General features: G+C 67.8%; 18 protein-coding genes. 7 read left to right on the plus strand and 11 right to left on the minus strand.

Going from position 1 to position 23201, the window contains the following annotated elements; all coding sequences use genetic code 11:
* Positions 1 to 49 precede the first annotated feature (49 nt).
* The 3 genes from CXR42_RS03965 to CXR42_RS03975 are packed head-to-tail and all read right to left on the minus strand — an operon-like array spanning position 50 to position 5684.
* A complete protein-coding gene (locus CXR42_RS03965; RefSeq protein ID WP_103256184.1) occupies positions 50 to 1276 on the minus strand; it encodes an MFS transporter in 1227 nt (408 codons plus the stop codon).
* On the minus strand, positions 1276 to 2316 hold the full coding sequence (gene queA / locus CXR42_RS03970; protein WP_103256185.1) for a tRNA preQ1(34) S-adenosylmethionine ribosyltransferase-isomerase QueA: 1041 nt from the start codon (positions 2314 to 2316) through the stop codon (positions 1276 to 1278). Before queA ends, CXR42_RS03965 begins: the two co-directional genes overlap by 1 nt.
* A complete protein-coding gene (locus CXR42_RS03975) occupies positions 2313 to 5684 on the minus strand; it encodes a hypothetical protein (protein ID WP_103256186.1) in 3372 nt (1123 codons plus the stop codon). The genes queA and CXR42_RS03975 overlap by 4 nt, the downstream gene beginning before the upstream one ends.
* Before the next feature lie 100 nt (positions 5685 to 5784).
* Here CXR42_RS03975 and CXR42_RS03980 point away from each other — a divergent pair, with 100 nt between their 5' ends.
* From CXR42_RS03980 to CXR42_RS04000, 5 genes are all read left to right on the plus strand, one after another.
* Positions 5785 to 6246, plus strand: a complete 462-nt coding sequence (locus tag CXR42_RS03980) for a peroxiredoxin (RefSeq protein ID WP_103256187.1) — start codon at positions 5785 to 5787, stop codon at positions 6244 to 6246.
* Positions 6247 to 6305: 59 nt separating this feature from the next.
* Positions 6306 to 7136 (plus strand): ferritin-like domain-containing protein, encoded by an 831-nt coding sequence (locus CXR42_RS03985; RefSeq protein WP_103256188.1) that lies wholly within the window; start codon positions 6306 to 6308, stop codon positions 7134 to 7136.
* A 167-nt stretch (positions 7137 to 7303) separates the two neighbouring features.
* Positions 7304 to 8641 (plus strand): M23 family metallopeptidase, encoded by a 1338-nt coding sequence (locus CXR42_RS03990; RefSeq protein ID WP_103256189.1) that lies wholly within the window; start codon positions 7304 to 7306, stop codon positions 8639 to 8641.
* Positions 8631 to 9137: a bactofilin family protein gene (locus tag CXR42_RS03995; RefSeq protein WP_103256190.1), complete on the plus strand. Its 507-nt coding sequence runs from the start codon at positions 8631 to 8633 to the stop codon at positions 9135 to 9137. The genes CXR42_RS03990 and CXR42_RS03995 overlap by 11 nt, the downstream gene beginning before the upstream one ends.
* A gap of 12 nt (positions 9138 to 9149) precedes the next feature.
* Positions 9150 to 10589: an MFS transporter gene (locus tag CXR42_RS04000; protein ID WP_103256191.1), complete on the plus strand. Its 1440-nt coding sequence runs from the start codon at positions 9150 to 9152 to the stop codon at positions 10587 to 10589.
* Here CXR42_RS04000 and CXR42_RS04005 read toward each other — a convergent pair.
* The 5 genes from CXR42_RS04005 to CXR42_RS04025 all read right to left on the minus strand — a co-directional run bounded on the left by CXR42_RS04005 (position 10582) and on the right by CXR42_RS04025 (position 17554).
* Complete coding sequence (locus CXR42_RS04005) at positions 10582 to 11349, minus strand: DUF2189 domain-containing protein (protein WP_103256192.1); 768 nt, start codon at positions 11347 to 11349, stop codon at positions 10582 to 10584. The genes CXR42_RS04000 and CXR42_RS04005 overlap by 8 nt on opposite strands.
* 44 nt (positions 11350 to 11393) lie before the next feature.
* Entirely contained in the window at positions 11394 to 12407 is a 1014-nt protein-coding gene (locus tag CXR42_RS04010; protein ID WP_103256193.1) for a TolB-like translocation protein, read from the minus strand.
* 70 nt (positions 12408 to 12477) lie between these two features.
* A complete protein-coding gene (gene prfB, locus CXR42_RS04015) occupies positions 12478 to 13605 on the minus strand; it encodes a peptide chain release factor 2 (protein ID WP_103256194.1) in 1128 nt (375 codons plus the stop codon).
* Between the two features lie 88 nt (positions 13606 to 13693).
* On the minus strand, positions 13694 to 16252 hold the full coding sequence (locus CXR42_RS04020; protein WP_103256195.1) for a penicillin-binding protein 1A: 2559 nt from the start codon (positions 16250 to 16252) through the stop codon (positions 13694 to 13696).
* 105 nt (positions 16253 to 16357) lie between these two features.
* The gene (locus CXR42_RS04025) at positions 16358 to 17554 is read right to left on the minus strand and encodes an N-acetylmuramoyl-L-alanine amidase (protein ID WP_103256196.1); all 1197 of its coding nucleotides are present in this window, start codon (positions 17552 to 17554) and stop codon (positions 16358 to 16360) included.
* 178 nt (positions 17555 to 17732) lie between these two features.
* Here CXR42_RS04025 and CXR42_RS04030 point away from each other — a divergent pair, with 178 nt between their 5' ends.
* Positions 17733 to 18470, plus strand: a complete 738-nt coding sequence (locus CXR42_RS04030) for a DsbA family protein (RefSeq protein WP_342749196.1) — start codon at positions 17733 to 17735, stop codon at positions 18468 to 18470.
* A gap of 32 nt (positions 18471 to 18502) precedes the next feature.
* Here the strand turns inward: CXR42_RS04030 and CXR42_RS04035 are convergent, their stop codons facing one another.
* Entirely contained in the window at positions 18503 to 19711 is a 1209-nt protein-coding gene (locus CXR42_RS04035) for an MFS transporter (RefSeq protein ID WP_103256198.1), read from the minus strand.
* Positions 19712 to 19799: 88 nt separating this feature from the next.
* On the opposite strand from CXR42_RS04035, the gene CXR42_RS19260 reads away from it, so the two are divergent.
* A complete protein-coding gene (locus CXR42_RS19260) occupies positions 19800 to 20690 on the plus strand; it encodes a LysR family transcriptional regulator (RefSeq protein WP_180995961.1) in 891 nt (296 codons plus the stop codon).
* A gap of 82 nt (positions 20691 to 20772) precedes the next feature.
* Here the strand turns inward: CXR42_RS19260 and ispG are convergent, their stop codons facing one another.
* Together ispG and CXR42_RS04055 are read right to left on the minus strand one after the other, a co-directional pair.
* Positions 20773 to 21897, minus strand: a complete 1125-nt coding sequence (gene ispG / locus CXR42_RS04050; protein ID WP_103256200.1) for a flavodoxin-dependent (E)-4-hydroxy-3-methylbut-2-enyl-diphosphate synthase — start codon at positions 21895 to 21897, stop codon at positions 20773 to 20775.
* Between the two features lie 70 nt (positions 21898 to 21967).
* The gene (locus CXR42_RS04055) at positions 21968 to 23179 is read right to left on the minus strand and encodes a helix-turn-helix domain-containing protein (RefSeq protein WP_103256201.1); all 1212 of its coding nucleotides are present in this window, start codon (positions 23177 to 23179) and stop codon (positions 21968 to 21970) included.
* Positions 23180 to 23201 lie beyond the last annotated feature (22 nt).

The following is a 23201-nucleotide window of genomic DNA, read 5'->3' on the forward strand; positions in this document are numbered from 1 at the left end:
TTTCAAGGCAAAGCCTTGCAGGGTTCGGCCCGGATCGCAACCGTCGATGTCAGTCCTTGGCGGCCTCGTCCAGCACGGCCCCCACGGCCAGCGGCGAGGCGGTGGGGGTGACGGTGCGGAAGGCCCCGGTGACCTGCGGCGCGGCGCGGCGGGACATCCGGTAAAGGGCATAGCCGGTCAGCGCGACGTAAAGGATGCCGATGAACAGGAAAAAGCCGCGCGGGCCCACGGTCTCCATCATCCAGCCGGTGGCGGTGGGGCCGAAGATCGCGCCAAAGCCGTTCAGGAAGATCAGCCCGGCCGAGGCGGCAGCCATCTGGTCGCGGCCAAGGAAGTCGTTGGTATAGGCGATCAGCAGGGCATAGACCGGGTTCGTGATCCCGCCCAGCAAAAGCGCGACCAGGATCAGCGCCGGAAACGGCAGCGGCACCAGACCCGCGACCAGCATCACCACCGCCGCGACCGCCGACAGGCCCATGATCAGCATCCGCCGGTCCATCCGGTCCGACGCCCAGCCAATCGGATATTGCAGCACCAGCCCGCCGACATAAAGCGCGCCGACGAAGATCGAGATCTCGCGCAGGCTTAAGCCCTCTTGCGCGCCCCAGACGGCGGCCATGCCGAACATGGCCGAAAAGACCCCCCCGGTCAGCAGCATGCCCACACAGCCCAGGGGCGAGATCTGGAAAAGCTCGCGGAACGGCAGGCGGCGGGTCGTGTCGAAGGCAGGCGCAGGCGTCGCGGCCAGCAGGATCGGCATGAAGGCCAGCGAGACCAGGACCGAGGGCACGATGAACAGCGCAAAGCCCGTGGGGTCGGGCAGGTTAAGCAGGACCTGGCTGGCGATGATTCCCAGCATCTGCACGATCATGTAGGCCGACAGCGCCTGACCCCTGGTTTCATTGCTGGCGGTGTTGTTCAGCCAGCTTTCCGCCGTGATGTAGATGCCGGAAAAGCAGAACCCCGCCAGCACCCGCAGCAGCGTCCAGGCCAGCCAGTCGGGGTAGACCGGATAGATCACCAGGATCGCCGAGATCAGCGAACCCAGGGCGGCAAAGACCCGCACATGGCCGACCTGCCGGATCAGCTTGGGCGCCGCCCAGGACCCGAACAGGAACCCGGCGAAATAGGCCGCCATGACATAGGACAGCTGATAGGTCGTGAACCCCTCCAGATTGCCGCGGATGCCCAGAAGCGTGCCCTGGATGCCGTTGCCGACCATCAGCAGCATGACACCCAGCAAAAGCGGCCAGGAATGGGTCAGGACTTTCAGCATCAGGGCCCCGGGATCAGAAGCGAGCTGTCGCCATACGAGAAGAAGCGGTAGCCCTGTTGGATCGCATGGCTATAGATCGCGTCGATGCGCTGCTTGCCCATAAGCGCCGAGACCAGCATCATCAGCGTCGATTTCGGCAGGTGAAAGTTGGTCATCAGCGCATCGGTCACCCGGAAGCGGTAGCCGGGATAGATGAAGATGTCGGTCTCGCCTTCCCAGGCGTGCAGGGTCCCGGCCTCATTGGCCGCGCTTTCGATCAGCCGCAGCGCGGTGGTGCCGACCGGGATCACCCGGCCCCCCGCCCGTTTCGTCGCGTTGATCTCCTCGGCCGCCGCGGCGGTGACGCGGCCCCATTCGGCGTGCATCCGGTGGGTGGTCACATCCTCGACCTTGACCGGCAGGAAGGTACCGGCACCGACATGCAGGGTGACCTCGGTGAACTCCACCCCCTTGGCGGCAAGGGCGCGGAGGAGTGGCTCGTCGAAATGCAAGCTGGCCGTCGGGGCCGCGACAGCGCCGGCATGACGGGCAAAGACGGTCTGGTAATCGGTGCGGTCCTGGTCATCGGCCGCGCGCTTGGCGGCGATATAGGGCGGCAGGGGCATCACCCCGGCCTCGGCCAGGGCCGCGTCGAAATCCTCGCCGGTCAGGTCGAAGGCCAGCACAAGGTCGGTCTCGGACTTCTCGGCCACCCGGGCCGACAGCCGGTCCGAAAACCGGATCACCTCGCCCGCCTGCACCTTGCGCAGGGGCTTGGCCAGGGCGCGCCAGCCCTGGGCCAGGGGTTCCAGCAGGGTGATTTCCACCTTGGCCACCGCCTCGCCGCGCTGGCGGGTGCCGTACAGGCGCGCGGGCAGGACCTTGGTGTTGTTCAGCACCAGCCGGTCGCCGGGGCGGAAGATGTCGATCAGGTCGCTGACCCGCCGGTCGCTGATCCGCTCGCCTTCCGCCAGCAGAAGCCGGGCCGACGTGCGCGGCCGCGCGGGGCGGGTGGCAATCAGCCCCTCGGGCAGGTGAAAGTCGAAATCGGCCAGCTTCATCCCGCGTCCTTCAGGTTCGGCGGTGCGCGGCGGAAGATCTCGCGGAACATGCCCGGCGTGAAAACCGACAAGGGGTTGACCGAGACCACGGGGGCCTCGGCCGTGCCGGTGACGCGGTAGTTGAAACCGAACAGCCCCTCGCCGGGGCGGGAAAAGATCTGACCCACGCCATTCACCAGATAAATCGGCGAGACGACCCCTTGCAGGTCCAGCCGCTCGCTTGCGGTCAGATAGAGCCCGGCGAAGGAAATGCCAAGCGAGGCGCCGACGGCCGAGCCTTGGGTGATTTCCACCGCTTCGGGCGTCAGGATGAAGCGGACCTCGCCGTTGTTGAAGGCCAGCCCCTCGCCGCCCATCTGCTCCAGCAGGCCCACGACCGAGATGGCGGACAGCAGTTCCGCCAGCGCCGGCGCGCCCTGCACCCGCATCCGGCTGAAGGTGGCGGTGCCGTTGTACTGGCCCTTCGGTCCGCGCGGGAACAGGGTCATGTCCAGCTCTCCGCCCCGGCCCTGGTCGAAGATGCCGGCGGCCGCCATCACCGTGCCTGCATTGGTCGAGGTGATGCGGAACGCGCTGCCGCCTTCGGCCGGGGCGACGACGCCCTGGATCTCGCCCTGGCCGTTCACTCCGGCGCGGAAACGGCCGTTCAGCCCGCCGCCTTGCGAGAAATCGCCGCGAAAGCCGGTCAGGCTGATGCCTTCGCTGATCACCAGCCGGTCCAGCGCCAGGCTGATCGGCCCGCCAGTGCCGCCCCCGCCCCCGCCGTCCGGCATGGCGCGTATGTCGATCCGGCCCCCGGTCACCGCCACGTCCGGCGTACCCCCGCGCCCCCTTCCGGTCAGGACGACCGGCGCATCCAGCCAGTTACCCGCCACGACGCGAGAAAAGCGCGCCTCGGCCAGACCGCCGCCTTCGCGGGTGGTGATGACGCCCTCGGCCGTCAGGCCGGGCGCATCAAGGGACAGCCGTTCCACCACGGGTTCACGGGCCAGCCGTGCCTCCAGGTCCAGACTGGCCCGCGCCTTCGGCCCCTTGGACCAGCCAAGCGCGTCCAGCCGCAGGCCAAGGCCCACCAGGTTCGACACCAGCGTCAACTGCGGCGGTTGGTCCTTGACCAACGCGATGTCGATGGCCGCCGGACCCTCGCCACTGACCGATCCCTCGGGCAGTTCCACCCCAAGGTCGCGCAGCGCGGCGTCGGACAGCATCACCGTGCCATTGACCCGCGCCCGGCCCTTCTGCTCTGGCCCGAAGCCTTGCAGATAGGTCAGGTCCACCGGCATCTCGTCCAGAAGGCCCTGGCCCGACAGGCTTAGCCCCTCGGTATCCACCGCCACCGCCACTTCGGGCGCGGTCAGGATGCGGCCCGGCACCAGCGAGGGCGAGGTGAAATCGACGATCCGCCCGGCGACGGTAAAACTGACATCCTCCAGCGTGACGCGGGGTTTCAGCGGCATGTAAAGCGTGGTCTGCAACTCGGCCCGCCCGTCGCCCAGGTTCACCGGCTGCCCGGCCTTGGAGAAGAAGCTGAACGGCGGCTGGTCCAGGAGTGACAGCGTGGCAGTCAGCGGCGAGGAGGTGACAAGGTCGATCTTCGCCGTCGCCGGGCGCTGGGTGATATCGGCAATCTGAAAGACCGAACCGTCGGCCTCGATCCGCCCGCCCTCGGGCGGCAGGACGTGGCCTTCGTCCAGCTTGACGGTGTAGGTCAGGTTCTCCAGCGTCGCATGGCCGCGCGCATCCAGGACCGGCGGCAGGGTGCGGACAAAGCGGACCTCGGCCTCGGTGAACTCGTAGCCCAGGCTGAAGCGGGGCGCGGCACCCGGCGTAAGCCGCAGGGCAGCGCGGACATTCCCAAGGGTCGCAGTGCCGACATTGTCGGCAAACCACTTGCGCGTCCGGGGCACGGCGGACAGCGGCCAGATCTTCAACAGCCGGTCGGAATCGATCCGGTCCAGGCTGACATCCAGCCCGCCCTTCCAGCCCTCGGGCGTGGCGGTCACGTCGCCCGACAGCAGCAGCCGTTCCCCCGCCTCGACCAGGGCAAGCTGGCCGATCTCCAGCCGGAACGGGTCCAGCCGCAGGCGCAGGTCAAGGGCCCCTTGGGTGAACGTCACCGGCTCGGCAAACAGGCCCTCGGGGTCCATGATCACTTCGGAGAACGCCACCTGACCCAGGATGGTCTGCGGCAACTCACCCGGACCGATGGGCGCGCCGGTGGTGCCAAGAAGATCGCCCTGCCCCGTTGCCTTCAGCCGCAACGAGGCGCTTTCGACGCCAAGCCCGGTCATGTGGATGCGCCCCGCCTTGGGATCGAAGCGCAACCCGACCGAGGCACGGTCGAAGGGGACAGGCCGCGCGCCCTCGCCCGGCGCCAGGTTTCCCGCCGCAAGGCTAAGCTGGGCGGTCAGGTCGGTCAACGCGCCCTCGGCATCGATGCCGCCCTGCAGCGCACCCGAAATCGGCGCCTCGACGAATTTCAGCCAGGCCAGCGGCGGGGCCATCACGGCCAGGTCGCGCGCCCGGACCCGGTCCACCGTGGCCGCGACCCGCGCCGCACCCCCATCCTGGTCCACCACCAGCGTCACCGTGGCCTGCGCCGGTTCCGCCCCGTCCAGCAGCGTCAGCGCCAGTTCCGCCGCAACCTCGCCCGCGCGCTTCTCGATCGCGACCCGCCCGTCGCCGATCTGCCAGCGGCGGTTGGCGCGGGCATCGGTCAGCGTCAGGCTAAGCCCCTCGACCTCGATCGTGGTCAATGAGGACAGCGCGGGCGCAGTGAACAGGCGTCCGACCGCATCCAGCACCTCGCCCAGGCTTTTCGGCCCCGGCCCGCTGGTGCCGCCAAACTGCAGGTCGATCCGCCCCTCGGCATCGCGCCGCACCGCCAGCCGCGCCCCCACCAGCCGCAGCGCGCTGGGCCGGACCTTGCCCGACAGCATCGCGGCCGGGTCCAGCGCCATCATCGCCTCGGGCAGGGTCAGGATCGAGCGGCCGTCGCGGTCGATCAGGCGCACATCCTCCAGCCGGAAGCGGGGGACGAACCCCTCATCCACCGCGATCTGCACGGCCCCCAGCGACACCGCCGCCCCCCGCGGCAGCCGGTTGGCAACCAGGCCCTGGTTCAGCCGATCCTCGATCTCGGCCACGGTCCAGGTCGGCAGGCGGATCGTCTTGCCGGTATAGGCCAGCGTCAGATAGCCAAAGCCAAGCGCCAGCAGGATCAGGGTCAGGATGACGGTCAGGCTGATCCCCGCCCGGCGCGGCCGGCGGGCAGCGCGCGGCCGTCGGGTCCGACGCCCGGACCCGGTCGGGTCCTCTCCCCGGTCCGCCGCTTCGGTCCGCGTCGTGGCGGCCCCCCTGTCCTGCATTCCGGCCCGGCGCCTTTTCCTGTTCCCCTGCCCGCTTTATCTTTGGCCGAAGACGCCTAGATGCGAAAGTCACAAACCCTGACAAGGCAAGGAGCCGCGCATGATTTCCCAAGGAAGCCCCGCCCCCGATTTCACCCTGCCGCGCGACGGCGACGGGACGGTGACGCTCTCGGCGCTGAAACCCGGCAAGGTGGTGCTGTATTTCTACCCCAAGGACGACACGCCCGGCTGCACGCTGGAGGCACAGGATTTCAACGCCCGCCTGGCCGACTTCGCCGCCGCCGGGGCCACGGTGATCGGGATTTCCAAGGACAGCGTGAAAAGCCACGACAAGTTCTGCAAGAAGCATGGGCTGGGGATCGTCCTGGCCTCGGACGAGGGCGGCACGGTCTGCGAGGATTATGGGACCTGGGTCGAGAAAAGCATGTATGGCAAGAAATACATGGGGATCGAACGCTCGACCTTCCTGATCGACGGCGCAGGCATGGTGGCGCGCGTCTGGCCCAAGGTCAGCGTCAAGGGCCATGCCGACGAGGTGCTGGCCGCAGTGCGCGCCCTGTGACATAGGGACCAAATTCCTGCGAAGGAATTTGCAGCTCTCAGATCGGCGGGACCAAACCGATGACACAAAGCCTGGCGGAAATGGCGGTGGAGGTGCTGACCACCGCAGACGGCCGTGCCAAGACCGCGCTGGGCCGCCGCCACGCCGCCACCTGGTTCGCCGCCCGCGCGGCGGGCCAGCCCCTGCCCATCGGTCAGGCGACCCCACCCCTGCGCCCGGCGCGCCCCGACAGGCCCGAGCTTCTGGCCCCCAAGGATGTCCCCCGCCGCCGACCCGGCAGCGAGGCGGGGCGCATCGCCCTGCTGCATGCCGTCGCGCATATCGAGTTGAACGCGGTCGACCTGCATTGGGACATCATCGCCCGCTTCGCCGACCAGCCGATGCCGCTGGGCTTCTACGACGACTGGGTCAAGGCCGCGGACGAAGAGGCCAAGCATTTCAACCTGGTCTCCGACTGCCTGGAGGCTCTGGGCAGCCATTACGGCGCCCTGCCCGCCCATGCCGGCATGTGGCGTGCGGCCGAAGATACGGCGGGCGATCTTCTGGGCCGCCTCGCCGTCGTGCCGATGGTGCTGGAGGCGCGGGGTCTGGATGTCACGCCCGGCATGATCGAAATCTTCCGCAAGGCCGGCGTGACCGGCGCCATCGCGGCCCTTGAAACCATCTATGCCGAAGAAGTGGGCCACGTCGCCTATGGCTCGAAATGGTTCAACTGGCTCTGCGGGCGTGAGGGGCTGGATCCAAAGGACGTGTTCCACGACCTGGTGCGTCGCTACTTCCACGGCGCGCTAAAACCACCTTTCAACGAAGAAAAACGCGCTGAAGCCGGAATTCCGCCCGATTTCTATTGGCCGCTGACCGAGTCGTCGGCCTATACGGATGGAGAATAGGCGGTTTCTTGCCGACAAATTTCAACAGCCGCGCGGGAAAACCCTGCACGTGGTCAAAATTGTTGCAGGGCTGAAATGCGGCCGGTAAGCAGTTGCCACGCCGGGCCGACCCCGCGTCTGCCCGTGCCTCGCACGCCACACAAGGCCATGAACCGGATGACCCCCACGTGCTGAACCGTCTTGCCTATCGGATTCATCTTAGCCTGGAACGGCATTTTCCCGAACAGCGCCTGTTCCTGAAATCCGACACCGAGACGCGCTTCATCCGCTTGCGTCCGTCGACCCAGATCATTGCACTTGCCGGGGGCGCGCTGGCGCTGGCCTGGACCATCGTTGCAACCGCGTTGATCATGATGGACTCGATCGGTGCCGGATCGGCGCGCGAACAGTCCGCCCGCCAGCAGGCGATGTACGAGGAACGGCTGAACACCCTGTCCGCCGACCGCGACCTGCGGGCCGAGGAAGCCGTCCGCGCGCAGGACCGCTTCAACATCGCGCTGGCCCAGGTCTCGGACATGCAGGAACGGCTTCTGGCCTCGGAAGACCGCCGGCGCGAGTTGGAGACCGGGATCGACGCGATCCAGGAAACGCTGCGCCGCACGATCAAGGAACGCGACGAGGCCCGGGCCGAGGCCGACCGCATGACGCTGGCGCTGAACGAACAATCCGGCGGCGCGACCGAGATGGGCCGCGCGCGCGACACCGTGGCCACGCTGGAATATCTGACCGGCGCGCTGGGCATGGCCGCCGAAGAGCGCAACGCCGAAATCGCCGAGGCCGAGGCCGCGCGCGCCGAGGTGCAGGCCATCGCCGACGCCAAGGCGGCGCTGGAAATGCGCAACGACGCGATCTTCACCAAGCTGGAAGAGGCGCTGACCATCTCGGTCGAGCCTTTGGACAACATGTTCCGCGAAGCGGGGATGGAGCCGGAGGATCTGCTGGACGCGGTGCGCGACGGCTATTCCGGCCAGGGCGGCCCGCTGACGCCGATCTCGTTCTCGACCTCGGGCGCGGCCCCTTCGGCCGAGGAATTGCGGGCGAACGCGATCCTGGGCAGCCTGGACCGGATGAACATGTACCGCATCGCGGCCTTCAAGCTGCCCTTCGCCATGCCGGTCAAGGACAGCTTCCGCTGGACCAGCGGCTTCGGCTATCGCCGCGACCCCAAGGGCGCCGGCAACCGGATGCACGAAGGCACCGACATGGCAGGCGCCTATGGCACCCCGATCTACGCCACCGCCGACGGGACCGTGGTCCATGCCGGCTGGGACAACGGCTATGGCCGTCTGGTGAAGATCCGCCACGACTTCGGCATCGAGACGCGCTATGCACATCTCAGTCAGGTGCGCGTCGAAGTGGGCCAAAGGGTCTCGCGCGGCGACCGGATCGGTGATATGGGCAACTCAGGCCGGTCCACCGGCACCCATCTGCATTACGAGGTCCGCCTTGGCGGATCCGCCGTGAACCCGATGACCTTCATAAAGGCAGCGAAGAATGTTTTCTAAGAGCCGCATCAACGAGCCGGGCCCCAAGGCCGAGGTCGAGAAGCCCAAAACCCCGGAGACCCCGATGACCAAGCCCAGCATGGAGTTCACCCCCTCGGCCCCGAAGGGCAAGGCTGCGGCCTCGGTCCTGTCGTCGGACCTGACGGTGGTGGGCAACCTGCGGACCACCGGCGACATCCAGGTCGAGGGCACCGTTGAAGGCGACATCCGCGCGCATCTTCTGACCGTCGGCGAAAGCGCCACCATCCGCGGCGAGATCGTGGCCGACGACATCGTCGTGAACGGCCGGGTGATCGGCCGCGTTCGCGGGTTGAAGGTGCGTCTGACCTCGACCGCGCGGGTCGAGGGCGACATCATCCACAAGACCATCGCGATCGAATCCGGTGCGCATTTCGAAGGCTCGGTCCAGCGTCAGGAAGACCCGCTGGCCAACGGTCGCCCGGCGCCCGCCCCCTCGATGCGGCTTGAGACGCCCGCCGCCGGCGACGCTGTCTAAGGTCCACCTGACATGACCATCGCGCGGGCATCGGGGCATCCCTCGGTGCCCGTTTCCTTTTGTGCCAAGGCCGACCGCCGCACTGTCCTGTGGGCGGCGATCCTTGCGTCGTCGATGGGGTTCATCGACAGTTCGGTCACCGCCATCGCCATGCCCGCGATGCGGACGGCGCTGGGGGCGACCCTGGCCCAGGCGCAGTGGATCAACGCCGCATACCTTCTGGCGCTGTCCGCCCTGGTCCTGGTGGGCGGGGCGGCGGGGGACCGGTTCGGGACGGCGCGGGTCTTTGTCATCGGCATCTGGGTCTTTGTCCTGGCCTCGCTGGCCTGTGCCGCAGCGCAGGACGCCGGCCAGATGATCGCGGCGCGCACGGTCAAGGGCATCGGGGCGGCGCTGATGGTGCCGGGGTCGATGGCCATGGTCTCGCGCGCCTATCCAAGGGCCGAGCGTGGCCGCGCGCTGGGGCTTTGGGCCGCCGCCTCGACCATGACGACGGCGCTGGGGCCGGTCTTGGGCGGTGCCCTTATCACCTGGGGCGGCGAGGCGGGCTGGCGGCTGATCTTTGCGCTGAACCTGCCCCTGGGCCTGCTGGCCGTCTGGCTGATCCGCGGCCGCACGCCGGGCGACCGGGGGCAGCCCGGCATCCGGGTCGATGCGCTGGGGGCGGTCCTGGCTTCGGCCGGGCTTGGGCTTTTGGCCTGGGCGCTGATCGCACCCGGTGCCTCGCTGGTGGTCTGGGCCGTGGCGGGGGCAACGCTGGCCGGCTTCCTTGCGTGGGAGCGGGTGGCCCCTGCCCCGATGCTGCGGCTGGGCCTGTTCCGCAACCGGACGCTTGCCGTGACCAACCTGGTGACGCTGGCCCTTTATTTCGCGCTGAACGGGGTGATGTTCTACCTGCCGATGACCGCCGTCTCGGCCTGGGGGGTCAGCGCGCTGGAGGTGACGGCCGCCTTTCTGCCGATCTCGCTGATGATCGCGGTGCTTTCGGCCCCGGCGGGGCGGCTGGCGGACCGTTGGGGGGCGGGGGTGTTGATGGCGGCGGGCTCGACCCTGGTGGCTTGCGCCTATGCCGGGCTGTGGCTGGCCGCGCCCGGCGGGCAATTCTGGGCACTGGTCGTGCCGCTGACCGCGCTTGCCGGTCTGGGCCTGGGGCTGGTGGTGGCGCCCCTGACGGCGGCGGCGATGCAGGGCGCCGAAGATGGCGAACAGGGCGCCGCCTCGGGCATCAACAACGCGGTGGCGCGGGTGGCGGGTCTGGTGGCGGTGGCGCTGCTGGGCCGGGTGGCGGCTTCGGCCTATGGTCCCGGCGCGCCGGGCTTCGGGGTCACAGGAACCGGGGCCGCGCATCTGGCGGCGACGGGTGCGGCCTTCGGCACGGTGGCGCTGGTCGCGAGCCTTGCGGCGGCGCTGGCTGCCCTGCTGGCACTGCTGGTCGCCCGACCTGTCAGGTGATCGCCCGGCGATACAGGTGCCAACTGGCGTGGCCGAACAGCGGCAGCACGACGAAAAGCCCCAGGAACCCCGGCAGCATCCCGGCGAACAGGCAAACCGCGATCAGCGCGCCCCAGCACAGCATCACCCGCGGATTGGCCTGCACCAGCGCGAAGCTGGTCAGCATAGCGGTCACGAAATCCACCTCGCGGTCCAGAAGCATCGGCAGGCTGACCACCGTCAGACTGAAAAGGAGCGTCGCAAAGATCGCCCCCACCGCTGTGCCAAAGGCCAGCATCGTCATCCCCTCGGGCGACAGGAACACCGCCAGCGAGGACGAGACATTGGTCATCGTCGCATTGCCCAGGAACAGGGCAAAGATCATGTGCGACAGGAAGTTCCAGAACAGGAAATAGACCACGATCACTGCCGCAATGGCCGGGATCTGCCGGTCCTTCTGGCGCAGGATCACCCCGAAAACCTCACCCGCGCGCAGGGCCTCACCGGTCTCCAGCCGCCGGGAGATCTCGTAGAAGCCGCAGGCGATGAACGGGCCAAGGATCGGGAACCCGGCGCTGGCCGGCAGGGTCCACCAGATCTGGCCCTTGGCCGTCATCGCCCACAGGATCAGCCAGCCGCCCAGAACATAGACCGCCGAAAAGACCAGCCCCAGCAGCGGCGCGCGTTTGAAGTCCTGCCAGCCAAGCGCAAGGCTGGTCCGCAGGTCCGAGATGTCGACCTCGTTGATTTGCGGGACGGATGGGGGATGTGCGACGCTCATGCCGCAATGTTACGCGCGGCGTGAAGCGGCAGGCAAGGATTTTGCTACCGGGTCTGAAAGACCAGAAGCCGCGCGCCCTCGTCGCCGTCGACCTGCAAGACGGCGATGCGGCCCTGCGGCAACCAGACCACGCTCGCACAGCAGCCGATGGGCAACGGGGCCTCGAACACCGGGGCCGTCGTGGCGGTGTCAAAGACCATCAGGCGGCTTTCGGTCGCCGTGGTGCGGATCGCCGCCAGCCGGGTGCCGTCCGGGGTGACGCGCGCGGCCGAGTAGTCATGCCCCATCCGGTCGGGGCCAAGGCGCTGGTCAAAGGCGATCTCGCCACCGTCTGCCGACCGCAAAAGCAGCCGCGACGGTGATCCGTCCGAGGCCCAGCTCGTCACCGCCTCAAGCGCGCTTTCGACATGCACATCCTCGGCCCCGACCGGGTCGATCTGGCGGGCCAGCCGGCGCTCCAGATAGGCGCCCAGCGTATCGACCGCGCCGGTGCCGGAGCGCGTCTCGGTCACCGTCAGCGCGCCATCCGCCGCCGATACCGCCAGATCAAAGCGGTAAAGCGTGCCGCGCAGCTCCTCCCCGTCAAAGGTCAGCACCCCCTGCCCCGCCAGCAGCGTGATGGCAGTGGCCAGGCTCATCTCCAGCGGCCAACCCTCGGGCCAGCTGGCTGGCAGCAGGCCCAAGGCAGCGCCATCGGGGGCAAAGAACTGCAGCCCCAACTCCGTGCCCCCGTGCCACAGCGACAGGGCATAGCCCCGGCCCCCCGCTGCCACCAACCCGACGTAAAGGTCGGCGTCCTTGGGCAGCCGCAGCGGGACCTCGCGCAGGAGTTGGCCGTCCGACAGCGAAACCTCGGCCGCAACAGGCCCCACCCCGCCATGCGCCAGAAAGGTCAGCCGATCCGGCGCTGTCAGGAGCGGAGAGCCGTCCAGAGGTGCCAGCCCCGGCAACAGGACTTCTACCGGGCAGGCAGCGGCACTGATTGCGCAGTCGTCGATCACAGGCTCATGCGCCAGGGCGGGCGAGGCAAGACAAAGGGCAATCAGGACCGGGCGCATCGGGGGCCTCATACGGAACGCCCAAGGCTAGCCGAACCGCAGGCCCCCGCCAGTGCGGAAAGCCCGACCGTCAGTCGACGTCGGCGAAATCGCCGCGCTTCTTGCCGCTGGCGTTCAGCGCCAACGTGGCGGCCATGAACCCGTCAAGATCGCCGTTCAGCACACCTTGCGTGTCCGACGTCTCGTAACCGGTGCGCAGGTCCTTCACCATCTGGTAGGGCTGCAGGACATAGGACCGGATCTGGTTGCCCCAGCCGGCATCGCCCTTGTTTTCGTGCGCTTCGTTGATCGAAGCGGTGCGGCGGTCCAGTTCCTGCTGGTAAAGCCGAGATTTCAGCGCCTTCATCGCGATGTCGCGGTTCTGGTGCTGGGATTTCAGCGACGAGGTCACCACGATCCCGGATGGAAAGTGGGTGATCCGCACGGCCGAGTCGGTCTTGTTGACGTGCTGGCCACCGGCGCCAGACGACCGGAAGGTGTCGATGCGGATGTCCTTGTCCTGAACTTCGATCTCGATGTTGTCGTCAACCACCGGATAGACCCAGACCGAGCAGAAGCTGGTATGCCGCCGCGCCGCGCTGTCATAGGGCGAGATGCGGACCAGACGATGCACCCCCGCCTCGGTCTTCAGCCAGCCATAGGCGTTCTTGCCACTGATCTTGTAGCTGGCCGACTTGATCCCTGCGCCGTCGCCTTCGCTTTCGGACTGCAGCTCAACGGTAAAGCCATGCGCCTCGGCCCAGCGGACGTACATCCGCGCCAGCATCGAGGCCCAGTCGCAGCTTTCCGTCCCGCCCGCACCGGCGTTGATTTCCAGGAAGGTGTCGTTCCCGTCCGCTTCGCCGTCCAGAAGCGCCTCAAGCTCTTTCGCCTCGGCCACCTTGACCAGATCGGACAGCGCCGCCTCGGCCTCGCGCACGATCTCGGTGTCACCCTCCATCTCGCCCAGCTCGATCAGCTCGACATTGTCCTTCAAGCCACCGGCCAGCATCTTGTAGCCGTTCACCGCATCCATCAGCGCCTGACGGTCGCGCATCAGCTTTTGCGCCTTGGCTGGGTCGTTCCACAGGTCCGGCGCCTCGATCATGGCGTCGAATTCTTCCAGCCGGTGCGGCGCGGTTTCCCAGTCCATCCGCTGGGCCAGCAGTTTCAGCGTCTTTTCGATCGCCTCGATATTGGCTTGGGTTTCGGCGCGCATGGGTCGGGTCCAGTCCTTGATCTTGGCCAGGGGTCATAAGGCTTTGACCGCGCCCCGGCAAGGGCGCGGCCGGATCGGCAGAGCAGGGTCAGTAAAGCCCGCCGGAAGAAACCGTGCCGAAATCGGCCTTCTTCGGAACGACGACTTGTTCACCTTCGGAATTGGTGATGGTGGTGCCGGCATCGCCGCCGCCTTCCCCCTCGCCATAGGCGAAAAGCGGCAGGTTCGACCCCATGGCAAAGCCGCCATCGACCATCGCGCCCAGGCCGAAGATCGGCTCTTCGCCTTCGCGGAAGTATTCGGCCACCACGTTGTCGCCCGTGGCATCCGGCGGCAGTTGCTGGCCAGAGAAGCGGTCGATCTTGATGAAATAGCCGCCTGGGGGCACGGCGAACTTGCCGCCGCCGTATTTCTTGATCGCATCTTCCATGAAGTCCTGGAAGACCGGAACGCACAGCGTGCCGCCATAGGCGCGTTCGCCCAGCGTGCGGGGCTGGTCATAGCCGATGTAGCAGCCCGCCACGATGTTCGAGGAGTAGCCGACAAACCACACGTCCTTGGCGTCGTTCGTGGTCCCGGTCTTGCCCGCAATCGGCACCGGCAGATCCAGACGGCTGGCAGATCCGCGCGACACCACGCCCTCCATCATGCTGGTCAGCTGATAGGCGGTGATCGCGTTCATCACCCGCTCGCGGTTCGAGGTGATGCGCACCCCCTGCCCCGGCGCAAGGTCGGTGGCTAAGCAATCCTCGCACACCCGCTGGTCGTGGCGATAGATCGTGCGGCCATAGCGGTCCTGCACGCGGTCGACCAACGTCGGCTCTACCCGCTCGCCGCCGTTGGCGAACATGGCATAGGCGGCGACCATCTTGAACAGCGTCGTCTCCTGCGCGCCAAGCGAGTTGGCCAGAAACGGCCCCATCCGGTCATAGACCCCGAAGCGTTCGGCATAGCCGGCGACAGTCTGCATCCCGATTTCCTGCGCGATACGGATCGTCATCAGGTTCCGGCTTTGCTCGATGCCCGTGCGCAGGGGCGTCGGCCCGTAGAACTTGTTCGACGCGTTCTTCGGCGTCCAAAGGCCCTGCGGCGTCTCGATCTCAATGGGCGCGTCGACGACGATGGTGGCGGGGGTGAACCCGCTGTCCAGCGCGGCAGCATAGACGAAGGGCTTGAAGCTGGACCCGGGCTGGCGCGTCGCCTGTGTGGTGCGGTTAAAGACCGAATCCTGATAGCTGAACCCGCCCTGCATCGCCAGGACGCGGCCGGTGTTCACGTCCATCGCCATGAAGGCGCCCTGAACTTCCGGGATCTGCCGCAGCGACCAGCGGTTGAACGTGCCGTCGTCGTTCGTCACCGCCCGCACCAGCACCACATCGCCGACCGAGACGAGGTCACCCGCCACCTTCGCGCGCGGACCCCGCTCCCCGCCTTCCAGCAGTTTGCGGGCCCAGGTCACGTCCTCGGCCGGGATGAAATGGCCATCCTCATCCTCGGCAACGCCCTCGATGCCGATGCGGGCGGCGGTATCGCCGACCTCCAGCACCACGGCCGGGAACCAGGCGGGAATGTCGCGCGGCACTTCCAACGCGGCCAAGGCGGCGCGCCAGGTTTCCTCGGACCCCAGTTGATCGGACGGGATCACCTTGCCGGTCCCGCGCCACAGGCCCTGGTTTCGGTCGAACTCCTCCAGCCCGGCGCGCAGGGCAGCGGCGGCATCGGCCTGCAGGTCGGGGTCCACCGTCGCGCGGATCGTCAACCCGCCCGAGAAGAACTCTTCCTCGCCGAAGGTGCCCGAAAGCTGGCGGCGGATTTCGTCGGTGAAGTAATCGCGCGGCGGCAGGCTTTCGCGGAACGCCTCGAAATCGCCGCCCTGCACGGTTTCCAGCGGAGCCGCAGCCGCCGCATCATGCGTCGCCTGGTCGATATAGCCGTTGTCCAGCATCTCGCCCAGAACGTAGTTCCGGCGCGCGACGGCGTCGTCCTTCTGGCGCACCGGATGCAGGTTGCCCGGCCGCTGCGCCAGCGCGGCCAGATAGGCCACCTCGGCCGCCGAAAGCTCGGACAGGGTCTTGTTGTAATAGGTCTGCGCCGCCGCCGCGACACCATAGGAGTTTTGACCGAGGAAGATCTCGTTCAGATACAGCTCCAGGATCTTTTCCTTCGACATCGCGCCTTCGACGCGGGCGGCCAGGATGATCTCCTTGATCTTGCGCTCGGCGGTCCGGTCCGAGGACAGAAGGAAATTCTTCATCACCTGCTGGGTGATGGTCGAGGCCCCCCGCACCCGCTCGCCGCGGGTTTGCACGGCCTCGACCAGGGCCGCGACCATGCCGCGGGTGTCATAGCCGTGGTGGGTGTAGAAATTCTTGTCCTCGGCGCTGATGAAGGCCTGCTTCACCAGGTCGGGAATATCCTCGGCCGGGACGAACAGCCGCCGCTCGCGGGCGAATTCGTCGATGATCTCACCCTCGCCCGAGTAGATCCGGCTGATCGTGGCGGGGGTGTATTGCGACAGGGCCTCATAGCTGGGCAGGTCGCGGGAATACATGTAGAAGATGCCGCCGACCGTCAGCGCGGCAAAGACCATGCCCAGGGTCAGCGCGGTGAAGATGCCGCCCAGTACATTGCCGACGAAACGAAGCACCCGCCACTCCCCTTGATTGCCCGGCCTGCACTATACCAGACGCGGCCCGGCGTCAAAACCTTGGGCGGTCACTTTTGCGGGCGGTGGCGGGGAATTGCGCCACGGTCAGGGTTGGGCCGCGCCGCGCAGGGCGGCGTCCTCGTCCGCCCAGGCCAGAAGCGCCTGCCGCAGCGCCTCGGCCATCCGGGCGCGCCAGGCCGGATCAGTCAGCCGGGCAAAGTCGCGCTCGGAGGACAGGAACCCCACCTCCAGCAGGATCGAGGGGATGTCGGGCGATTTCAGCACCGAAAACCCACCCGATTGCAGCGGGTTGCGGTGCATCCGAATGTCCGCGCCCTTGATCGCGGCCACCATCGCCTGCGCCAGCCGGTCGGTGCGCGGCCGGGTCTCGGTCCGGGCCATGTCCATCAAGACCTGCGCCACCACGTCGTCCTGATCGCTCAGGTCCACGCCGGCCAGCAGGTCGTCGCGGTCATGGCGTTCGGCCAGGGCGGCGCTGGCGGCGTCGGTCGCGTCCTCGGCCAACGTATAGACCGTTGCCCCCTGTGCCTCGCCCTCGGCCAGGGCGTCGGCGTGCAGCGACAGGAAGAGGTCGGCCTCGGCGCTGCGGGCGATCGAGGTGCGGGTCTCCAGCGGCACGAACACGTCCTCCTCGCGCGTCATCACCACGCTGAAACGGCCGTCGCGCAAGAGGACCTCTTTCAACTCGCGCGCGAAGGTCAGCATCAGGTCGGCCTCGGTCTGGCCCTCCCGTTCCGCGCCCGGGTCGATGCCGCCGTGGCCGGGGTCCAGAACCACGGTAATCGGCCCCCCTCCCTGCGGCAACAGCACCGGAAGCTCGGCCGGGTCGGGCGCGGCCCATTCCGGCAGGTCGGGACGCGCGGCCTCGGCCGCGAAGCTGGCCGGATCGGTCGGGACCAGGGCCAGCCGGATCGCCGTGCCAGAGGGGTCGGTCACCATCTCGGCCGCCGTCAGCCGGTGCGGGCCGGCCAGTTCCACCACCAGCCGCGACCAGCCGGGACGGAAACTGCCCGCCCGCAGAGCGGTGATCGCCGGCGGCACCTCCAGCCCGGCGCTGCCGGTCCAGTCGATCTCGCGCGCGTCCAGGATCAGGCGGGGCGGCGCGTCCAGAAAGCGGATGCGCCAGGGCGCGGGCTGCGAGATCGCCAGGTCCAACGCCAGCCCCTCGCCCGTCGCCGTGACCGAGGATGCCGCCGCATCCAGCCGGGCCAAAGCCGACAGCTCCTGCGCGGGGGCCGGGACGGCAAGGACAATCAGCAGGGACAGGATCAGCGCACGCATGGCGCGTTCATGCCCCTTGCCCGGGGAAAAGTAAATTCGGCCACGGCAGAAAGCCGCGAAGATCACAAACGGGCGACGATGGGAGACCCGCCTTGATCTTCGCCGCGCGCGCGCCCATCCTGCGCGCCGCCGCCGCATCGGTGCGACCGGCCTCAGATGGAGACCACGGATGCCCCCGATGCGCCGCCTTGCCGCCGCCGCCCTGGCCGCAGGCCTGATGACCCTGCCCGCCCAGGCCGAGATGACCCCGGAAGAGCGCGCCGCCTTCCGCGAGGAGGTCCGCGCCTATCTTCTGGAGAACCCCGAGGTTCTGATCGAGGCGATGGACATCCTGCAATCGCGTGAGGATCAGGCCGCCGCTAACCGTGACCTCCAGATGCTTGCCGAGAACGCCCAGGTGATCTTCGAAAGCCCCGACGACTGGGTCGGCGGCAACCCCGAGGGCGACATCGTCCTGGTCGAATTCATGGACTATCGCTGCGGCTATTGCCGCAAGGCCTATACCGAGGTCGAGGAACTGGTGAAATCCGACGGCAACATCCGCTTTGTGGTGAAGGAGTTCCCGATCCTCGGCGAGGCTTCGCTGCTTTCGTCCCAGTTTGCCATCGCGGTGCGGCAGTTGCACGGGGATGCGGCCTATAAATCGGCGCACGACGCGCTGATCGCGCTGCGGGGCGAGCCGACGGTCGACACCCTGGGCCGGCTGGCCACCGATCTGGGGTTCGAGGCGCAGCCGATCCTGGACCGGATGGATGCGCCCGAGGTCATGTCGGTGATCCAGGCCAACCATGCGCTGGCCGACAAGATGGAAATCTCGGGCACCCCGACCTTTGTCCTGAAGTCGATGATGCTGCGCGGTTATGTCCCGCTGGAAGCAATGCGCGAAATCGTGGCCGAGGTCCGGGCCGAGGGCTGACCCCGACCCGCCTCGGGGCCGGGGCCTGCGCGTCAGGTTTCGGCAAAGCCAGGCTCGGGGCGCAGCAGGTGCAGCGCCCAAAGCCCGCCCCCCAGCGCAACCAAAGCGCCGCCCACGACCGCGAAAGTCCCCGCCAGGCCGAAGGCCGCCACCAGCGGCGCCGACACCAGCGGCGAGGCAAACTGCCCCAGGAAGAACGCCGTCGTAAGCAGGCCCGAGGCGCGACCCCGCATCGTGGCCGGCACCCGCGCCATGAACCAGGTCGTGTAATTCGGCATCGAGATCCCCATGCCCAGCCCGGCGATCATCGACCCCGCCAGCACGCCATGCCAATCGCTTGCCATGGCATGGGCGACGAACCCCGCCCCGATCAGCACGAAAGACAGCCCGAAGATCGTCATCGCCGACAACCGCGCCCGGATGCGGCCATACATCAGCGATACCGGGGCCGAGACGGTGACCAGCGCCGCCATCAGCGCGCCAACCACCAGCGGGCTGGTGGTCCCCAGCGCCTCCAGGTGAAACGGCAGCCGGGTTGGCGTGATGTAGAACGCGGCCTGGAACAGGAACGCCAGCGGCGCGATGAAGGCAAAGGCGGCCCAGGGAAATCGCTCCGCCGTGCTTTGCGCCGGTTTCGGATGGTCACGCTCGGCCGCGATGCGGCGGGCATGGGGGCCAAGCGCGGCGAAGGCCAGGAAGGCAATCGGCAGGATCAGCGCATAGACGGCAAAAGCCCCGCGCCAGTGGTAGCTGGCCAGAAGCCCGCCCAAAAGCATGAACACGATCCCCGCCCCCGAAATCGCCGCCCCCTGCATCCCCAGAAACCGCGCCCGCGCCGGCCCCTGCCACAGGTCGCTGGCCCAGGTCATCCCCAGGTTCATCGTCCCCGCAACGCCCAGCCCCAGCGCAAGCCGGCCCACCAGCATCGCCCACAGGCTCTCTGCCCACAGCCCGGATGTGCCCCCGACCGCGTAAAGGACTGCCGTCAGCAGCAACAGCTTCTGCCGGTCCCAGCGGTCGATCAGCACCCCCATCAGCCCCGCGCTCAGCACGATGGCCAGCGAGGGCAGCGTCACGATCAGCCCGGCCAGCGTGTCGATATGCGGCACGTCGGCATAATGCGCACGCAAGCCCGGCAGCGACGAGGCGACCGTGGCATTCGCCATGATCGTCATCGATGCCAGGCCCAACACAGCCCATGTTACCGCCCGCGTCGGCGGCTTGTCCTCAATCCGGTCCATCCGAAAGTCCTTGATCTGCTCTTGCGCATCATGCCGAAATCCACAATCCTGCACCAGACCGTCATTCCTGCAAGGTGTGTCCACATTAATGGATAATGACCTCGACCTTTCCGCCCTCCGCGGCTTTCGCGCTGTTCTGCGCGAAGGCTCGTTCTCGGCTGCGGCCCTGGCGCTGCGTGTGCCGAAATCGACGCTGTCGAAACGCGTGGCCGACCTTGAGGCCGACCTGGGGGTGCGGCTGATCGAACGCTCCACCCGCACCCTGCGCCCGACGCAAGAGGGTGAGGTTCTGGCCGCCCGCGCCGACCGCCTGCTGGGCGAGGCCGAGGATATCCGCCGCGCCCTGGGCGAATCCGGCGGCACCCCGCGCGGTCATCTGCGACTGGCGGTGCCGCAGGTGATCGGCAACCTGTTGCTTGGTCCCATCGCCGCCAGCTTCCGCCGGCTGCATCCCGAGGTGACGCTGGAGATCCACTTCCTTGACCGCACGCCCGACCTTCTGGAAGAAGGCTTCGACGGCTGCATCCGCTTTGGCCCGCTGGAAGATTCCAGCCAGGTTGCCCGGCGCTTGCTGCATGGGCAGGCGATGCTGGTGGCCGCGCCCAGCCTGCCCGACCTTGCAACCCTTCACCACCCGACCGACCTGCTGCGCTTTCCGCTGGTGGGGCTGGCGATGATCTGGTCCGGCGGGCTGCCGCTGCAGAACGGCGCCGAGGAGGTCACCCTGCCCTATGCCCCGCCGCTGCGGCTGGGGTCACACCTGGCCGTGCGCGATGCCGTCGTGGCCGGGGCCGGGATCGCCGCCCTGCCAGGTCTCATCGCCCGGGCCGAAATCGCCGAGGGTCGCCTGGTCCGCGTCCTGCCGGACTGGTCGACGCCCCGCAAGGCGATCTACTTCGTCTATCCCTCCGCGCAATCCGTGACTGCCCGCCTGCGCGCCTTCATCGATCACCTGGCGCAAGAGCTGGGCGAGGATTAGGCCCGGCCTCCGCTCGTCGATGACTTCGTCACTCCTCGCTGCCCCTCCGACGAGAAGACGAAGTCGCACGAGGAGGGTCCGGTCACTCCGCCGCCAACTTCTCGGCCGCCTCGATCTCGGCCGCCTTCTTCTCGACCAGTTCGACGATATGCTCGACCATCCGGTCATTGGCCAAGGTGTGATCCTGCTTGCCCGCAAGGTAGACCATCCCCTTGCCCGCCCCACCGCCGGTAAAGCCGATGTCGGTCATCAGCGCCTCGCCCGGGCCGTTCACCACGCAGCCGATGATGCTCAGGCTCATGCTGGTGGTGATATGGGCCAGCCGCTCTTCCAGCGCCGAGACGGTCTTGATCACGTCGAACCCCTGCCGCGCGCAGGACGGGCACGAGATGATCGTCACCCCCCGGTGCCGCAGACCCAGCGACTTCAGGATCTCGAAGCCGACCTTGACCTCTTCCACCGGATCGGCGGACAGGCTGACCCGGATCGTGTCGCCGATCCCGGCCCAAAGCAGGTTGCCCAGCCCGACAGCCGACTTCACCGTGCCCGAGACCAGGCCCCCCGCCTCGGTGATCCCCAGATGGATCGGCGCGTCGGTGGCATCGGCAAGCTGCTGATAGGCCGCCGCCGCCAGAAACACATCCGAGGCCTTCACGCTGATCTTGAACTCGTGAAAATCGTTGTCCTGCAACAGCTTGATATGATCCAGACCGGATTCGACCATGGCATCCGGGCAAGGTTCGCCATACTTCTCCAAGAGGTGCCGCTCCAGCGACCCGGCATTCACCCCGATGCGGATGCTGCAGCCGTGGTCCTTCGCCGCACGCACCACCTCGGCCACGCGGCGGGCGTCGCCGATGTTGCCGGGGTTGATCCGCAGGCAGGCAGCCCCCGCCTCGGCCGCCTCGATGGCGCGCTTGTAGTGGAAATGGATGTCCGCGACGATCGGCACCGGGCTTTCCGCCACGATTTCCTTCAGCGCGCGGGTCGAGTCCTCATCCGGGGTCGAGACGCGGACGATATCCGCACCCGCCACTGCGCAACGCTGGATCTGCTCGATCGTCCCGGCGACATCCGTCGTCAGCGTGTTGGTCATCGTCTGCACGCTGATCGGCGCATCGCCGCCCACCAGCACCTTGCCCACCCGGATCTGCCGCGAGGGCCGGCGCTGGATGTTGCGCCAGGGGCGGATGGGATTGTGGGTCATGGGTCAGGCTCCGCTGCGATGCTGCGGTGAAGGATAGGCGCAGCCGCGCCCGGCGGCAACGGGGCGCGCACTATTCGGTGACGGGTTCGGTCGGGGCCAGCCCGGTCGCATCCGCCGTGGCGAACTTGGCCAGGTCGGGGTCCTGCGTCAGGTCGGCGGTGGCAAAGCTTTCCACCAGCGCCTCGGGCGACAGGGCGATGTTCTTCACCACATTCGCGCCAGGGGCAGCGGGGCCGACCATCTGGCCAGCGACCAGGAAATAGACCGCGCCCGAATTGCCGGTGCGGAACACCGCAGGCTCTTCCAGCGGCGGAACGGTATACCGCTCGCCGGCATCCAGGATCTTTTCGAACAGGACCGTGCCGTCCGCCGCATTGACCATGACCCAGGCCGGACGCACCGCCAGCACCTCGACGCCCTGCTGCGCCTCGGCCACGACCTGCACCTCTTCGCCAAGCGCCTGCTCCAGCGCCAGTTCGACCGGAGTGCCCGAGGGCGCGCCGGCCAGAACCCCGGTTTCACGCGGGTCAATCGCCGCAATCGGCCCATCGCGCGAGGTCAGAACCGGCACGTCCAGCGCCTGCGGCCGGTACAACCGATCCATCACATCCGAGCCGTCCGCCGTTTCAGCGCCCGCGCCGGTTTCGCCCGGCCGCGTCGCCACCAGTGCCGAGGCAGAGGTTCCGGCCTCGGACAGCGGATCGATCTGCGCCACCACGCTGGGCGGCTCATCGACCGGGGCCAGTTGCACGCGCTGCACTTCCTGCAGCACCGACCAGCCGCCATAGCCGATGGCCCCGATCAGCGCGACCAGCACGGCGATGGACCCGATGGCACCGGGTTCGACCTGCGCCCAGATCGCCTCGCCGCGCGGGATGAAGCTGGCGTTGGGATTGCCCAGCGGGTCGGAAAATTCGGATCGGGCGCGGGCCTTCACGACATGCTGGGCCGAGGCCCCCGAGGACAGCCCATGCGACACGGCATAGCCCGCCTCGCCGCAGAAGCGTTCGAAGGCCCATTCCGGGTCCATGCCCAGATAGCGCGCATAGGAACGGACATAGCCGGCCACGAAGCCCGGGGTCTCGAATGCCGAAAGATCGGCATTCTCGATGGCGGCGATATAGGTGGCCTTGATCTTCAACTCGCGCTGGACATCCAGCAACGACTTGCCAAGCGTGGCGCGTTCGCCCCGCATCAGATCGCCAAGACGCAACTCGAAGTCGTCAAAGCCCTTTGGCTTGTCCTCTTCGGTTGTCGAAGGTTTCGACCTCCAACCGATCATTCTGCGCCCTGTCCCCTTCGGT

The sequence above is a fragment of the Tabrizicola aquatica genome (assembly GCF_002900975.1).
Taxonomy (GTDB): Bacteria; Pseudomonadota; Alphaproteobacteria; order Rhodobacterales; family Rhodobacteraceae; genus Tabrizicola; species Tabrizicola aquatica.

Coding starts and splice junctions, on each gene's coding strand:
- CXR42_RS04055 (WP_103256201.1), bottom strand. CDS start 23,179: ATGATCGGTTGGAGGTCGAAACCTTCGACAACCGAAGAGGACAAGCCA.
- CXR42_RS04025 (WP_103256196.1), bottom strand. CDS start 17,554: ATGCGTGCGCTGATCCTGTCCCTGCTGATTGTCCTTGCCGTCCCGGCC.
- queA (WP_103256185.1), bottom strand. CDS start 2,316: ATGAAGCTGGCCGATTTCGACTTTCACCTGCCCGAGGGGCTGATTGCC.
- CXR42_RS04030 (WP_342749196.1), top strand. CDS start 17,733: ATGCGCCGCCTTGCCGCCGCCGCCCTGGCCGCAGGCCTGATGACCCTG.
- CXR42_RS03995 (WP_103256190.1), top strand. CDS start 8,631: ATGTTTTCTAAGAGCCGCATCAACGAGCCGGGCCCCAAGGCCGAGGTC.
- CXR42_RS03975 (WP_103256186.1), bottom strand. CDS start 5,684: ATGCAGGACAGGGGGGCCGCCACGACGCGGACCGAAGCGGCGGACCGG.
- ispG (WP_103256200.1), bottom strand. CDS start 21,897: ATGACCCACAATCCCATCCGCCCCTGGCGCAACATCCAGCGCCGGCCC.
- CXR42_RS19260 (WP_180995961.1), top strand. CDS start 19,800: ATGGATAATGACCTCGACCTTTCCGCCCTCCGCGGCTTTCGCGCTGTT.
- CXR42_RS03980 (WP_103256187.1), top strand. CDS start 5,785: ATGATTTCCCAAGGAAGCCCCGCCCCCGATTTCACCCTGCCGCGCGAC.
- CXR42_RS04035 (WP_103256198.1), bottom strand. CDS start 19,711: ATGGACCGGATTGAGGACAAGCCGCCGACGCGGGCGGTAACATGGGCT.
- CXR42_RS04010 (WP_103256193.1), bottom strand. CDS start 12,407: ATGCGCCCGGTCCTGATTGCCCTTTGTCTTGCCTCGCCCGCCCTGGCG.
- CXR42_RS03965 (WP_103256184.1), bottom strand. CDS start 1,276: ATGCTGAAAGTCCTGACCCATTCCTGGCCGCTTTTGCTGGGTGTCATG.
- CXR42_RS03985 (WP_103256188.1), top strand. CDS start 6,306: ATGACACAAAGCCTGGCGGAAATGGCGGTGGAGGTGCTGACCACCGCA.
- prfB (WP_103256194.1), bottom strand. CDS start 13,605: ATGCGCGCCGAAACCCAAGCCAATATCGAGGCGATCGAAAAGACGCTG.
- CXR42_RS04005 (WP_103256192.1), bottom strand. CDS start 11,349: ATGAGCGTCGCACATCCCCCATCCGTCCCGCAAATCAACGAGGTCGAC.
- CXR42_RS04000 (WP_103256191.1), top strand. CDS start 9,150: ATGACCATCGCGCGGGCATCGGGGCATCCCTCGGTGCCCGTTTCCTTT.